Origin of the sequence: Bradyrhizobium sp. BR2003, assembly GCF_009720285.1 — a bacterium.
Taxonomy (GTDB): domain Bacteria; phylum Pseudomonadota; class Alphaproteobacteria; order Rhizobiales; family Xanthobacteraceae; genus Bradyrhizobium; species Bradyrhizobium elkanii.
The window spans coordinates 101,541-116,189 of sequence record NZ_SMYJ01000011.1 but is presented as its reverse complement, the minus strand read 5'-3'; the positions used below and the strand labels follow the sequence as shown (position 1 = coordinate 116,189).

Here is a 14,649-nt window from a genome sequence, read left to right as displayed (position 1 = left end):
TTGCCTACTCCACCTTCGCCGGCGCGGGCTGTGTGACCGGCTGCAGCGAGGCCTGGTTGGCGATGCGCGCTGCATTCGCCATGCCGGCAAGCGCCGCGGCGCGCTTCTGATCGGCGGTGCCGCCGGGCTGCACCACGCCGGCCGACATGATCAGCGTCGCGGCATCCTCGGTGCTCATCTCGATCTCGATGATCTTGCTCTTCGGCACATAGAAGAAGAAGCCGGTGGTCGGGTTCGGCGCGCAAGGCAGGAACACCGAGATATGCTCTTCCGCTCCGGGCAGGCTGGCCGCGAGCTCGGCGCTCGGCGCCTGCGAGATCAGCACGATCGACCACATGCCGGGCGAGGGAAACTCGACCAGGCCGACGCGGCGGAAGCTCGAGCCGTTGCCGGAGAACAGCGTCTCGAACACCTGCTTCAGGCCGCGATAGATCGCGCGCACCGCAGGGATGCGGCCAAGCAGCCGTTCGCCGAGATCGACCAGGGTTCGCCCGATCAGATTGGCGGTGAGGAAGCCGAGCAGCGTCAGCGCGATGACCGCGACAATCAGGCCGGAACCTGGCAGGCCGAACGGCAGATAGGTTTCCGGCCGGTAGGCCGTGGGCACGAACGGCCGGACCAGATTGTCGACCCAGTTCACGAACCACCAGGTCAGATACAGGGTGATCGCAACCGGCCCGGCCACCACGAGGCCGGTCAGGAAATAGTTGCGAAACCGCGCCATCAGCCCGCGCGGGGCATCCGGGGGCAATTCACCGGTCGAGGCGGGAGGCACTTGGTTGGAGGTCATTGCGGTTCCAAGGTCGTCGAAGCGGCGTCGGAGCGGCCGTAGTCCAGCACCCAGCTAAGCCATTCTAGCAGCTTTTTGAAGGGCCGCGTGAAGCCGCGGCTTGCGACTATTCGACCGTGACTGATTTGGCCAGATTCCGGGGCTGGTCGACATCGGTGCCCATCACGACAGCGGTATGATAGGCGAGCAGCTGCACCGGAACGGCGTAGACCATCGGCGCGAAGGTCGCCCCCATGTCCGGCATCACGATCGTCACCAGCGACTGGATGGTCGCCTCCGCCGCGCCCTTGGCGTCGGTCATCAGGATGATCTTGCCGCCGCGGGCGGCGACCTCCTGCATATTGGAGACCGTCTTCTCGAACACCTTGTCGTAGGGCGCGATCACCACGACAGGCATGTGCTCGTCGATCAGCGCGATCGGCCCGTGCTTGAGCTCGCCGGCGGCATAGCCCTCGGCGTGGATGTAGGAGATTTCCTTCAGCTTCAGCGCGCCCTCCAGCGCCAGCGGATAGCTGGTGCCGCGGCCGAGATAGAGCACGTCGCGCGACTTCGAGATCTCGCGCGCCAGCTTCTCGATCTGCACTTCGGTGGTGAGCGCCTCCGACATCAGGCGCGGGATCTCGACCAGGCCATGCACCAGCTTGGCCTCGTCGGCATCGGACAGCTCGCCGCGCGCCTTGCCGGCGGCGACCGCGAGCGAGGCCAGCACCATCAGCTGGCAGGTGAACGCCTTGGTCGAGGCGACGCCGATCTCGGGGCCTGCGAGCGTTTGCAGCACGGTCTCGCTCTCGCGCGCGATCGTCGAGGTCGGTACGTTGACGACCGAGAGCGTGTGCGCGCGCTGCGCCTTGGCGTAGCGCAGCGCCGCCAGCGTGTCGGCGGTCTCGCCCGACTGCGAGATGAAGATCGCAAGGTCGCCCTTGCGCAAGGGAGCCTCGCGGTAGCGGAATTCGGAGGCGACATCGAGCTCGACCGGCAGCCGCGCCAGCCGCTCCAGCCAGTATTTCGCGACGAAGCCGGCATAGCTCGCGGTGCCACAGGCCGTGATCGAGACGCGCTGGATATCCTTGAAATCGAACGGCAGTTGCACCGGCATGGTGACGCGCTCGGTCGCCATGTCGACATAGCGCGCCAGCGTGTGCCCGACCACTTCCGGCTGCTCGTGGATCTCCTTCGCCATGAAGTGACGGTAGTTCGCCTTGTCGACCAGCGCCGTCGCCGTGGTGTGCTTGATCGCCTCGCGGTGGATGATGGCGTTGTCCTTGTCGAAGATGGTGGCGCCCTTGCGGTTCAGCACCACCCAGTCGCCGTCCTCGAGATAGCTGATCGTGTCGGTGAACGGCCCGAGCGCGATCGCGTCGGACCCGAGATACATCTCGCCCTCGCCATGGCCGACCGCGAGCGGCGGGCCGTTGCGCGCGCCGATCATCAGATCGTCCTCGCCCGCGAAGATGAAGCCGAGCGCGAACGCGCCGCGCAGCTGCGACAGCACTGCCCTCACCGCCTCGATCGGCTTGACGCCGCCCTTCAGCAGGTTGTCGACCAGATGCACCACGACCTCGGTGTCGGTCTCGGTCGAGAACGCCGCGCCCTTGGCCTCGAGCTCCTCGCGCAGCTCGCGGAAATTCTCGATGATGCCGTTATGCACCACGGCGACGCGCTCGGTGGCATGGGGATGTGCGTTGTTCTCGGTCGGCCGCCCGTGGGTGGCCCAGCGGGTGTGGCCGATACCGGTGTGGCCGCCGAGCGGTTTGGCCTCGAGCCGGGCTTCGAGGTTCTTCAGCTTGCCCTCGGCGCGGCGCCGCGCCAAGCCGCCATTCTCCAGCGTGGCAACACCGGCGGAATCATAGCCGCGATATTCCAGCCGCTTGAGCGAATCCACCAACTGCTCCGCGACCGGAGCGCGTCCAAGAATGCCGACGATGCCGCACATGCGGTTCAATGTCCCCAAAAATCGCCGAAAATTTGCCAAAGCGGCGACACGGTCCCTTAACGGGAATCGCCGGCCGCAAGATACTCAATAATTATTGCCGATTGCGACAGTCTTAAACGGCAAGGTTGATGCGAAAGGCTGGTTAATCGGGGCTAACCATTTTGGCAAGAGCGCGTCAGCGGGGGTCCGCCGGCGCTGCTGGCCACGGTTTCGCCTCCCAAATCGTGATCCATTCTTGACCCGCGCCGCACACAGGCGCGCTGACCTCGACGCGAACCACGACAAAGCTTTCGCGACTGGTCGCGTCCAGCCGATAGACGTGCCGCAGGTGTGGGCTGGGACACAGGTCCGATCCGGTTTCGGCCTGAAACAAGCCGGCCTCCTCCCTCCATGTGATGAAACCCGGAGTGTCCGTCGTACCGAAGCCGTCCAGCGCGACGTACGGAAATTCCATTGGCTTTGGTCTGCTGACATCGGAAAGATCGAACGCGCGATGCGATCCGGTCACGGAAAGGCGACAGAACATCAGCGCGAGACGATGTCCGGCCACTTTCATGAAGCGAACCGGCAACTTTTCGATGTCATCCCTGTATTTGCAGCCGGATTGCTCGGCCGCAAGCGCAAGCATCCTTGGCACCAAAGCCGGATCGGAAATTTCAAAGTCCGTACGTCCATTGGCAAGGCTGCTCCATTCGCGAAGCGCCTCGCGTCTTGCATTGATGCTCGATGTTTCGTCGCCGCGCGCGACCGGCGCGAGCGACGGACCGGCCGTGAGAAGACCTCCGAGCAGCAGCTTGATCAATCCAGCGATCAGCCGCGCGCTCACGGTTCCCATCCCCGGCCACGCAGCCAGACGTCGCGGCAGGTAACCAGCATGCCGTGCAGTCCGTTCTTGAGGAAAAACAGATAGAGCGCGAATAGCAGCACGAAGCTGAGCCGATCGTCGCCCCAGGAAACGAACTCAGGTTGGTCGTGTGTCTTCCGGGATAGCACCGCCAGCTGTCCGGTCTCGGCCCATTCGTAGAGTCGTGCCGCGCTGAAGTACGTCACCAGGCTGCAAAAGGCTCCAATCAAAACGGTCGCAGCAAGTTTGCGCATGACGTGTTTTGCCTCGTCGCCTCCTAAGAGCGATGAAACCGCAGACGGCAAACGCCGTTAGCCGCATCAATACGTCATTAACACCTTTCGGCGAGGCCAGCCGACGCTGGAGGTAGTCGGCGCTCCCGGAAGGTGATTGGCGGCACGCTATGGCAGCGCATCCTCGGCGCGCGGTAGAGACGCATCTACGATCCCGGACCGGCGCGCGGCGATCCGGTCGACCTCCCCAAATCACTGAAAATTTGCCGGCTCCGCGACACCCTCCCTTAACGAAGCATCGCCGGTCGCGCCGCGACATCTTCGCCGCAACCGGGCCCGGGCCAGAAAATGACATGGCGAACTGCCAACATCGGCCCCACGGAGATCGCGAAAGCCAATCACGCAGAAAGGTCGCCAATGACTGATGTTGCAGCTTCCGGCACGCCCACCTTCGAGGTCGAAACCGACGCGTCCAGGCGCTACTGGCACAACGGAAGCCACAACACGCTGCCGCCGCCGGACATGATGGGCGCCTACATGCGCAACCGTCCCGTATCGAATCAGCCGGTCGAAGCCAGTAAGGCCTGGATCATCGGCAGCGGCATCGCGGGACTGGCCGCGGCCTTCTACATGATCCGCGACGGCGGCATGAAGGGCGACGACATCACCATTCTCGACACCATGCACATCGAGGGCGGCTCGCTCGACGGCGCCGGTGATCCCGAGAACGGCTACATCATTCGCGGCGGTCGCGAGATGAACTGGAACTACGACAATCTCTGGGACATGTTCCAGGACGTCCAGGCGCTGGAATTGCCCGAGGGTTACAGCGTTCTCGACGAATACCGGCTCGTCAACGACAACGATCCGAACTTCTCCAAGGCGCGGCTGATGCACAAGCGCGGCCAGATCCGCGACTTCTCGACGCTCGGCCTGTCGAAGCCGCAGCAATGGGAATTGATCCGCCTGCTGCTGAAGCGCAAGGAAGATCTCGACGACATCACCATCGAGCAGTACTTCAGCCCGGGCTTCCTCGATACCAACTTCTGGTTCCTCTGGCGCTCGATGTTCGCCTTCGAGAACTGGCAGAGCCTGCTCGAAATGAAGCTCTATATGCATCGCTTCCTCGATGCGATCGACGGGCTGACCGACATGTCGGCGCTGGTATTTCCGAAATACAACCAGTTCGACAGCTTCGTCCGTCCGCTGGTGACGCATCTGCGCGAGCGTGGCGTCAAGGTGCAGTTCGATACCCGCGTCCACGATCTCGACATCAAGGTCGACGGCGATGCCCGCACGGTCACCGCGATCCACGCCAAGGTGGGCGGCGCCGACACCACCATTCCGGTCGGTCGGAAAGATCTGGTCTTCGCGCTCACGGGATCGATGACCGAGGGCACCGCTTATGGCGACATGGACCACGCTCCGGTTCTTCAGCGCGGCAAGCATGATCCGGGTCAAGCCAGCGACTGGACGCTGTGGACGAATCTGGCGAAGAAATCGCCGATCTTCGGCAAGCCCGAGAAGTTCTACGGCAATGTCGACAAGTCGATGTGGGAGTCGGTCACGCTCACCTGCAAGCCGTCACCCTTCGTCGACCGGCTGAAGGAGCTTTCGGTCAACGATCCCTATTCCGGCAAGACGGTCACCGGCGGGATCATCACCTTCACCGACTCCAATTGGGTGCTCAGCTTCACCTGCAACCGGCAGCCGCACTTTCCGACCCAGCCGAAGGACGTCCTGGTGGTCTGGGTCTATGCATTGCTGATGGACAAGGAGGGCAACTACATCAAGAAGCCGATGCCGGCCTGCACCGGCCGCGAGATTCTGGCGGAGCTCTGCTACCACCTCGGCATCGAGGACAAGCTGGATGCGGTAGTGGCGAACACCAAGGCCCGCCTCGCCTTGATGCCCTACATCACCGCGATGTTCATGCCCCGCGCGGCGGGCGACCGGCCGCATCCCGTCCCCGCGGGCTGCACCAATCTGGGCCTGATGGGCCAGTTCGTGGAAACATCGAATGACATCATCTTCACGATGGACAGCTCGGTCCGCACCGCGCGGGTCGCGGTGTACACGCTGCTCAAACTCGCCAAGCAGGTGCCGGACATCAGCCCCACGCAATATGATATCCGGACCATCCTGAAGGGCGCCCGTGCCTTGAACAACAACGAACCGTTCCCGGGCGAACGCCTGCTGCACCGGCTGCTCGACAAGACCTACTACGCCCACATTCTCCCGCCACTGCCCGAGCCCGACTCCACGCGGCGCGGCAGTGCCGAGCGCGAGCTGGCGGGACTTCTCGGCAAGGGCGATCAGGCGCTCGGTGCCATCATCGGCTGGCTTGAACGGATTCGAGAGAACATCTCGACCCGCAAGGGCTAGGCTAGGGTGCGATCCGGGAAAGTGCGATGCGGATTTCCGAAAAGATCATGCTTTGACGATGGTCCGAACGGCGACGACGGCTCAACCAGATCTCATCGCGCTGTAACGCGTCGAGCCATAAGCGTGTCGCGTCGGCGTTGATCGCAACGCCGACGTCGATCCTTGCCGGACGCCCTAATGCTCAACCCGGTAGAGCCGCCATCGCTCCGGCACGCCCTTCAGCTGGTGCGCGCCGCGGTCCTTGAAGCGGATTTCGGACTTTGACATCAGGTCCTTGACGGCGCTCGAGACCAGCACTTCGCCGGCCCGCGCTTTCGCGGCGACGCGCGCGCCGATGTGAAACGCAAGACCGATCACCTCCGCGCCACTCACCTGGTATTCGCCCGCGTGCAGTCCGACCCTGATCTCCAGCCCCAGCGTTCGCACGGACTCGCGTATTGCGGTCGCGCAACGGATCCCGGCTGCCGGCGCGCGGAACGTCGCCAGCACCCCGTCCCCCGTCGTCACGACTTCCTTCCCCCGCAAGGCCTTCAGCTCCCGGCGCACAGCGACATAGTAGTGATTCATCACCGTCGCCCAGCGCGTGTCGCCGAGCCGCGCGGCCTTTTCGGTGGATCGGACGATATCGACGTAGAGGATAGTGGCGAGCGCCTGCTTGAGCTGCGAGTCCCGATCCGCGGTTCGGCGCCGGTTCGCGATATTTCCAGCCAGCGGTTCATAGCGATGGCTGCGTCGCCGCGCGATGGCCGCCTTGGTGTAGTCCTGGGCGCGCTGCACCGTGCGGCAGCGAATGGTTTTTGCCTGCGGTGGAAACGTCCAGTAGACCTTTCGCCCGTCGCCCGCGCCATCAACCTGCACGGCGCCCCACTTCAGGAAAACCGTCGAGCCGGCCCGTCGAATGCACCATGCCTTCGACGTGTATCCGGAAACGTTCGACTGATGGACTCCGATGCGAAGGAATTTTGGCATGAGCGTCCGGCCGATCGAAGAAGCGTTTGGCAGCCTACCCAGGGTAAAGCGTAGCCATACATTCCCGCGTTGGCAACGGTGCAGGTTTGCGAACCATCCAGAACGCCGGACTGCGATGTCCGCATCGGGTCCCGCAAGCGGACGAAGGATTGTATGAGGCAGCACCAGCTCTTCGTCAGCTCCGATAGTCGCGGCCCTGACCGTTCGAACCGGCGTCGGCATCGGCATCGACAGCCAGAATTGCCGCGTCCTGCACTTGCGCTATCGGCTGATCTGCATCGCGGAATCGCGCGGGGGTCAACCGGCTGCGGTCGACCGTCACGCCAAAGATGTCGAAGCGGTTGTAGTAGCCGACCACGTCGTGAAACTGTTTCGGCTCGACGCAGCGATTGAGATCGATCTCCGCGTAGGCGATCCCCTCCTCGTCCTGCAATCCATCGCCGAAGACGCTGCCCGTCGGATCGACGAAGAAGCTCGCCGCACGTGGTGTCTGGTCGATCACGTCGGCGATCGTTCTGTCGCGTTCGATGAGGAAGGCACGCATCGCCTGGTCCATGTAGCCGGCGGTGACGATCCCGAATACCTTGGCTTCGAAGCAGTGGGCGCTGGCCCGGATGCGGTTGGCCGCCACGTTATCGAAATTGCCGCCGCCTGCCGGGCGCCGCGTGGGCCACATCGGCGGCCAGCTCGAAATGTGCACCTGCTCGCCCTGCGCCATCAGCGCGAAGCGGGCTAATGGATTGGTATTCTCGCCGCAAATCAACCCACCGATCCGGCCCTGCCGCGTCTCCGCGACCTTAAGGCCGGCACCATCCCCTGACGACCACACCAGCTTCTCATAGAAGGTCGGAACCAGCTTGCGGTGATGGATCAGAATTTCTCCGGTCTCGCCGATCAGCAGGTTCGAGTTCCACAGCCCCCCGACGCTGACGGCCGATCGCTCGCTGATGCCGATCGAGACCGTGACGCTGAGGGCGCGCGCCTCGGCGCAAAGCCGCGCCACTTCCGGTCCGTCCGCCAGCACGGATTGCTCGGCCATGCGCACGAACAGATCGTGGTTGTCGATCGGAGGCCACAGCGCGGCCCAGACCGGAAACGCGGGAATATAGGTCTCGGGAAACGCGATCAGCTCGGCGCCGGCCCTGGCCGCCTCGCGAATGATGGCGATCGCCTTCTCGGTGGTCGCCCAGCCGTCGAGGAAGACGGGCGCGGCGTGGACGGCAGCAGCCTTGAAACGAGCGAGCATGTCGAAAATCCCGGCTAGGACTAGGGGAGCGAAGCGGTATCATCCCTGCCTTGCCGGCGTGCATGGGAATTGTCGCAAGGTCGGTTGCGAAGGATCGGAGCCGCCACGCGCTGGAACGGGAATTGCTTTGCTGACAAGGGCCGCAATCTCAACGGCCGCAACCTGGAGGCAGGTCATGTTCGACACGATCAACTGGGACGATCTGCGGGTGTTTCTCTGTGCCGCCCGCGCCGGCAATCTCAGCCAGACCGCGAAACGGCTGCGGCTCGACCATTCCACCGTCAGCCGGCGCATCGCCCAGATGGAAGCTTCCCTCGGGGTGGCGGTGTTCGAACGCCACCGCACCGGGCTCAAGCTCAACGAAGTCGGCGAGCGGCTGTTGCGTCACGCCGAGCGGGTCGAGAGCGCGGTGATCGCCATCCGCGAGGAGGCCAGCGCCAGCGACACCCAGGAGCTCGTCGGGACCGTGCGGCTCGCCACCATGGAGGGGATCGCCTCGCTCTATTTGGCGCAACGCTTTGCCAAGCTGCGTCGCACCGCGCCACAGCTCACCGTCGAACTCGTCACGTCCGCCCAGACGGTCTACGTCCATAAGCGCGAGGCCGATCTGTTCGTGTCCTTCTTCCGGCCACCCGGTCCGGGCCTGATCTCGGAGCGCATCGGCAAGTTTCGGCTCGGGCTATTCGCGAGCCAGGACTATCTCGACAACCACGGGATGCCCGCAAGTCTGCGCGACCTGCAGGATCATTGGTTCGTGTCCTATATCGAGGACCTGATCCAGGTCGATTCGGTGCGCTGGCTCGCCGACGTCATCGAAGAGCCGAAAATCGCCTTCCACTCCAACAGCATGATCGCGCAGATGAACGCCGCGGCGGGCGGCCTCGGCATCGTGATGCTGCCGAGCTTTGCCACACGGGACCGGCCCGACCTGATACCCGTGCTGCCCGCTCTCGCCGGCACCGTTCGCGAGGTCTGGCTCAACGTCCATAGCGACCTGCAATTCGCCCCGCGCATCCGCGCCGTTCGCGCCTTCCTGAAAAACACCCTGAAGCAGGACCCCGACATGCAGGTCACGCTGGCCGATGCCGTGCCGCAGCCGCGCACAGCAGATTGCAAAAATCCATAATTCCCTTCCGTCAGACCCCGGCTGAAGCTCGTCCGATTGGCGCAAGCAGAGCGCGCTGAAGTTTTGAGGGGGCCGATATGAACGTGGTTATTCCCGGCAATGCCGATCGGGCACCGAGCGGCGGCGCAATGGCCAAGAAACCGGCCAAGAAACCGGCCGAGAAACTGGCCAGGAAGCGGCTGACAGTCGCGCTCGTTTTGAGCGTCGCGATGATCGCGATCTATTTCGGCTTCATGGGGCTTTTCGCGTTCGACAAGCCGCTGCTCGGCACCATCCTGATGCCCGGCCTGTCGCTTTGCATCGTGCTCGGCCCGCTCGTCATCATTTCCTCCTTCGTGCTCTGCCTGGTCTACGTGCTGTGGGCGAACCGGGTGTTCGACGCAGGCGTTCGCGAGCTTCGCTAAGGGGACAGGCAAATGGGCAGCAGCACGCTTTCGATCGGGTTCTTCTTCGCCTTCATGGCGTTGACGCTGGCGATCACCTATTGGGCTGCGCGGCGCACGCGCACCACCGAGCACTTCTTTGCCGCCGGCGGCCAGGTCACGCCGTGGCAGAACGGTTGGGCGCTCGCGGGAGACTTCCTGAGCGCGGCGGCCCTGCTCGGAATTGCCGGCATCGTCACCTCGAACGGCTTCGACGGCATGATCTATTCGATCGGATGGCTGGTCGGCTGGCCGATCATTCTGTTCCTGATCGTCGAACCATTGCGCAATGTCGGCCGCTTCACCTTCGCCGACGTCGTGGCCTATCGTCTGCGCCAGCGCCCGGTGCGCCTCGCCGGCGCCATCGGTACACTTGCCGTGATCCTGTTCTACCTGATCGCCCAGATGGTCGCGACAGGATCGCTGATCAAGCTGCTGTTCGGCCTGCCCTACACCTGGTCGGTCATCGTCGTCGGCAGCGTGATGCTGGTCTATGTGCTGTTCGGCGGCATGTTGGCGACGACCTGGGTGCAGGTGGTCAAGGCTGTGCTGCTGATGGGCGGCGGCATCCTGCTCGCCTTCCTCGTGTTGACCCATTTCGACATGAACCCGCTGAAGCTGTTCGCCGCGGCGTCCGAGAAATACGGCACCAAGGTGCTGCAGCCGGGATCGAAGGTGGTCTCGGGTCAATGGGATGCCATCTCGCTCGGGCTCGGCCTGATGTTCGGAACCGCTGCGATGCCGCATGTGCTGATGCGGGCCTATACGGTGAAGGATTCCAAAGCCGCACGGCTGTCGATCCTCTATGCCACTGGCCTGATCGGCGTGTTTCATCTCATGGTCTTCATCATCGGCTTCGGCGCCATGGTGCTGGTCGGCCCCGAGGCGGTGGCCAAGGCCGGAGGCGGCGGCAACATGGCAGCGCCCCTGCTCGCACTCGTCGTCGGCGGCAACGCGTTCTTCGGCTTCATCTGTGCGGTCGCGTTCGCGACCATGCTCGCCGTCGTCGCGGGGCTGACGCTGTCAGGCGTCGCCACGCTCTGTCACGACGTCTGGACCAATGTGATCCGGAACGGCACCGCTTCCGAGACCGAGCAGCTCAAGGTCGCGCGGGTCGCGACTGTTCTGATTTCCATCCTCGCCATCGGCCTGGGCATCGCGTTCGAGGGCCAGAATGTCGCCTTCATGGCGGGACTTGCGTTCTCGATCGCCTGCGCCGCCAACTTCCCGTCGCTCGTGCTCGCCATCACCTGGCGCCACTTCACGACGCCTGCTGCCGTGGCGAGCATCCTCGTCGGCACGCTGAGCTCGCTGGTGCTGATCTATCTGTCCCCGACCATCCAGGTCGACATTCTCGGCAAGCCGCTCGCCGCGGTCGAGCATCAATGGTGGTTCGTGTCGCTGCGCAATCCCGCGATCATCAGCATGCCGCTATCCTTTGCGGTCGCGATCCTGCTGTCGCTGGTCACACGCGAGAAGAACGCAAACCTCGCCTTTGACGAGATGCAGCGGCGCATCCTGCTCGGACCGATCCAGCCGAACACCAACGAGCAGGCGCAGGCAAAGAATGCGGCATGAACCGGGTCAACCGACCCGGTCACTTGATGCGGATGTGTGACTCACAGATCGCGCAACAGACGCAGTGTCGTCCCGGCGAAAAGCCGGGACCCATAACCACCGATGGTCATTGCTTCGCGACGCTGGAACGACGAGTGCTGTCCCCAACTTGCGCTGCGGAGTATGGGTCCCGGCTTTCGCCGAAACGACACCTTATCGTTGAGACAGGCGCGCGAATATGTCGAGAGAAGATCACTTCCCCTTCGCGGCCTTCTCCTTCAGCTTCGCCGTGCGGTAGCGCGCGGCGCCGCCTTCGCGGATGGACTGCTCGCTGCGCTCGAGCGCCATCGCATCGTCGGGAACATCCTTCGTAATCACCGAGCCCGAGCCGATATAGGCGCCCTTGCCGATCGTGACCGGCGCGACCAGCGAGGTATTGGTGCCGATGAAGGCGCCCTCGCCGATCAGCGTCTTGTGCTTGAGGAAGCCGTCATAGTTGCAGGTGATGGTGCCGGCACCGAGGTTGGAATTGGCACCGACATGGGCATCGCCGACATAGGAGAGATGGTTGACCTTGACGCCGGCCTCCAGCCTCGAACCCTTCGTCTCGACGAAATTGCCGATCTTCACGCCGTCGCCGAGCGAAGTGCCGGGCCGCAGCCGCGCGTAGGGTCCGAGCTCCACCTTCTTGCCGAGCGTAGCCTGGGTGATGTGCGAGAAGGAATGGATGACGGCACCGTCGTCGATCGACACGCCGGGACCGATCACCACGAATGGCTCGATCGTGACGTCCTTGCCGAATTTGGTGTCGGCGGCGAGATAGACGGTCTCCGGCGCGATCAGGGTCACGCCGGCCTCGAGCGCCTGCTTGCGCAGCCGCGCCTGCATCACGGCCTCCGCCTCGGCGAGCTGCGCCTTGGTGTTGATGCCGCGCACTTCGTCTTCGCTGGTCTCGATCACGACGGCCTCCAGTCCGAGTTCCCTGACAATGCCGACGGCATCGGTCAGATAATATTCGCCCTTGGCGTTGGCGTTGCCGATCTTCTCGACGATCGCGAGCGCCTTCTTGCCGTCGAACGCCATCACGCCGGCATTGCACAGCGTGATCTTGCGCTCTTCGGCGCTGGCATCGGCCTGCTCGCGGATCGCAACCAGCTTGCCGTTCTCGACCACCAGGCGGCCGTAGCCGGCCGGGTCGGCGGCATGGAAGCCGAGCACCGCAAGCGCCGCGCCGTCGCGCAGCGGCGCGCGCATACGGGCAAAGGTCTCGGCCGAGATCAGCGGCGTGTCGCCGAATGCGATCAAGAGGTCGTCGCCGCCGCGGGCGATCGCCTCACGCGCCGCCAGCACCGCATGCGCGGTGCCGAGCCGTTCGCGCTGCACGAAGGTCTGCGCGTCGGGCCGCACCCGGCGTGCCTCGGCGGCGACCGCCTCATGGTCCGGGCCGATCACGACCGCCAGCTGCGATCCCTCGCCGGTGGCCGCGGCGTTGAGCACATGCGCCAGCAGCGACTGCCCGGCCACGGGGTGCAGCACCTTCGGCAGCGACGAGCGCATCCGCGTGCCCTCACCGGCCGCAAGCACCACTGTCAGGCTCGTTCGCGCAGTCATTCGCAATCCTCGATGTCGCGCGCAGTTCGCTGCGCAAAGCTCTCTTCGAGGCCGTCTTTAATTGTTTTCCCCGGCAGAAGAAACCGATTCGCCTCCGTGGCGCTCCGGATTCAAGTTCCCGGTCCATTTCCTGTTAATCTTTGCCTCGTGATTCGGCGGGCCTTGAGGAGGGCCAAGCGGGCTTTGGCCAAAGATCGCGACAATCTGGCGGCGGAATTCGACACCGAGAGCACCACCGGCTTTTTGGCCGAGGAGGATGCTCTGGATCGCCGCATGCTGTGGCGACTCGGGTCGTGGGGCGTTGCCGCGGTCGGCGCCGTTACCGTCGCGGTGATGGCCAACCAGTCGGCGTTGACGCTGTGGCGCGACCAGGTCGCTGCAGCGGACCTCGCGCGACAGGCCCAGCAATTGCAGACGCTGGCGAAGGAGAGCCACAACGAGACGCGCCGGCTGGCGTCCGCGATCGATACGCTCAACGGCGACCGCGACCGGCTGTATTCGCGCGTCACCACGCTGGAGCAGGGTCTCGATTCCGTGACCGGCGCGATCGCCAAGCAACCGCCGGCACCATCGCCCTTGGCGTCGGCGCCTGGTACCTCCGCGCCAACCGTTGCCGCCGTCGCAACGACGCCGCCGGTCGCATTGGACAAGCCGGCGGCGATCGACAAGCTGCCCGTAGCCGGCGACAGCAGGGCGACTGGGCCGATCGAGAAGCCGGTTGCAGCGGCCGAAAAGCCGGTAACGGCCGACAAAAAACCGGCGCCCGCGGCCGCCAAGCCGCAGGCCGCCGCGGAGAAGCCGCCAGCCTCCGACAATTCGCCGCCAAATTCCGCCTCGGCCGCATCGATCGCCAGTCCGATGAGCGCCGCGGCGGCCAGCGCCGAGGATGCACCCGCTGCGCCGGCGCCGATCGCGGACAAGCCGCCCGCCGACAAGCCGGTGCTCGCATCGCTCGACCCTGCGGCGAACAAGGCAGCCGAAACGGTCAAGCCGCCGACCGCCAACGATGTCTCCGCCGCACCGATGCCGCCGCTGGTGATCACAGCGGATCCGGACGCCGAGGACGATGCGCCGCAGGCACAGATCCACCGCACCGAGTTCGGCGTCGATCTCGGCACGGCCAATTCGGTCAACGGATTGCGCGCGCTGTGGCGCGGCCTGTTGAAGTCGAAGGCCAACGCGCCGCTGGCGGCGCTGCGGCCGATCATCGTGATCAAGGAGAACAGCAACGGGCTCGGCATGCAGTTGCGCCTGGTGGCCGGACCGCTGAATGACGCCGGCACCGCCGCCAGGATCTGCGCGGGCCTCAGCCTGGTGCAGCGGATTTGCGAGACGGCGATCTATGACGGCCAGCGGCTGGCCCTCAACGAGCCGCCCGCCGGAGCCAAGCCGGCGGCATCGCATCGGCGGGCCGTGCCGAAACGCGCCGTCGCACCGCCGCCGCCGCAGCCGCCGGTCGCGGAGGACAAGAAACCGGAGCCGACCACGATCTCCTCGATGTTCCGGCGGAACAGCCAATAATCATGTCAGCCA

General features: G+C 64.6%; 12 protein-coding genes. 5 read left to right on the top strand and 7 right to left on the bottom strand.

Annotated elements, in window-relative coordinates:
- Window positions 1-4: 4 nt before the first annotated feature.
- The 4 genes from E2I15_RS06870 to E2I15_RS06855 form a co-directional block, all read right to left on the bottom strand.
- Complete coding sequence (locus E2I15_RS06870; protein ID WP_137480742.1) at window positions 5-790, bottom strand: DUF502 domain-containing protein; 786 nt, start codon at window positions 788-790, stop codon at window positions 5-7.
- A 106-nt stretch (window positions 791-896) separates the two neighbouring features.
- Window positions 897-2,723: a glutamine--fructose-6-phosphate transaminase (isomerizing) gene (glmS, locus tag E2I15_RS06865; protein ID WP_137480744.1), complete on the bottom strand. Its 1,827-nt coding sequence runs from the start codon at window positions 2,721-2,723 to the stop codon at window positions 897-899.
- Between the two features lie 175 nt (window positions 2,724-2,898).
- A complete protein-coding gene (locus E2I15_RS06860) occupies window positions 2,899-3,549 on the bottom strand; it encodes a hypothetical protein (protein ID WP_137480746.1) in 651 nt (216 codons plus the stop codon).
- Entirely contained in the window at window positions 3,546-3,821 is a 276-nt protein-coding gene (locus E2I15_RS06855) for a hypothetical protein (RefSeq protein ID WP_137480748.1), read from the bottom strand. Before E2I15_RS06855 ends, E2I15_RS06860 begins: the two co-directional genes overlap by 4 nt.
- A gap of 396 nt (window positions 3,822-4,217) precedes the next feature.
- Here E2I15_RS06855 and E2I15_RS06850 point away from each other — a divergent pair, with 396 nt between their 5' ends.
- Window positions 4,218-6,185: an oleate hydratase gene (locus tag E2I15_RS06850; protein ID WP_137480750.1), complete on the top strand. Its 1,968-nt coding sequence runs from the start codon at window positions 4,218-4,220 to the stop codon at window positions 6,183-6,185.
- A 174-nt stretch (window positions 6,186-6,359) separates the two neighbouring features.
- Here the strand turns inward: E2I15_RS06850 and E2I15_RS06845 are convergent, their stop codons facing one another.
- Window positions 6,360-7,154, bottom strand: coding sequence for an adenylate/guanylate cyclase domain-containing protein (locus E2I15_RS06845; protein ID WP_137480958.1), 795 nt, complete (start codon window positions 7,152-7,154; stop codon window positions 6,360-6,362).
- Between the two features lie 175 nt (window positions 7,155-7,329).
- Window positions 7,330-8,400, bottom strand: a complete 1,071-nt coding sequence (locus tag E2I15_RS06840; RefSeq protein WP_137480752.1) for a carbon-nitrogen hydrolase family protein — start codon at window positions 8,398-8,400, stop codon at window positions 7,330-7,332.
- 175 nt (window positions 8,401-8,575) lie between these two features.
- Here E2I15_RS06840 and E2I15_RS06835 point away from each other — a divergent pair, with 175 nt between their 5' ends.
- The 3 genes from E2I15_RS06835 (at window position 8,576) to E2I15_RS06825 (ending at window position 11,526) form a co-directional block, all read left to right on the top strand.
- Entirely contained in the window at window positions 8,576-9,526 is a 951-nt protein-coding gene (locus E2I15_RS06835) for a LysR family transcriptional regulator (RefSeq protein WP_137480754.1), read from the top strand.
- A gap of 77 nt (window positions 9,527-9,603) precedes the next feature.
- A complete protein-coding gene (locus E2I15_RS06830) occupies window positions 9,604-9,930 on the top strand; it encodes a DUF485 domain-containing protein (RefSeq protein ID WP_137480757.1) in 327 nt (108 codons plus the stop codon).
- Between the two features lie 12 nt (window positions 9,931-9,942).
- Entirely contained in the window at window positions 9,943-11,526 is a 1,584-nt protein-coding gene (locus E2I15_RS06825; protein ID WP_137480759.1) for a solute symporter family protein, read from the top strand.
- A gap of 231 nt (window positions 11,527-11,757) precedes the next feature.
- Here E2I15_RS06825 and glmU read toward each other — a convergent pair whose 3' ends face one another.
- The gene (gene glmU / locus E2I15_RS06820; protein WP_137480761.1) at window positions 11,758-13,116 is read right to left on the bottom strand and encodes a bifunctional UDP-N-acetylglucosamine diphosphorylase/glucosamine-1-phosphate N-acetyltransferase GlmU; all 1,359 of its coding nucleotides are present in this window, start codon (window positions 13,114-13,116) and stop codon (window positions 11,758-11,760) included.
- 183 nt (window positions 13,117-13,299) lie between these two features.
- On the opposite strand from glmU, the gene E2I15_RS06815 reads away from it, so the two are divergent.
- Complete coding sequence (locus E2I15_RS06815; RefSeq protein ID WP_137480763.1) at window positions 13,300-14,637, top strand: hypothetical protein; 1,338 nt, start codon at window positions 13,300-13,302, stop codon at window positions 14,635-14,637.
- Window positions 14,638-14,649 lie beyond the last annotated feature (12 nt).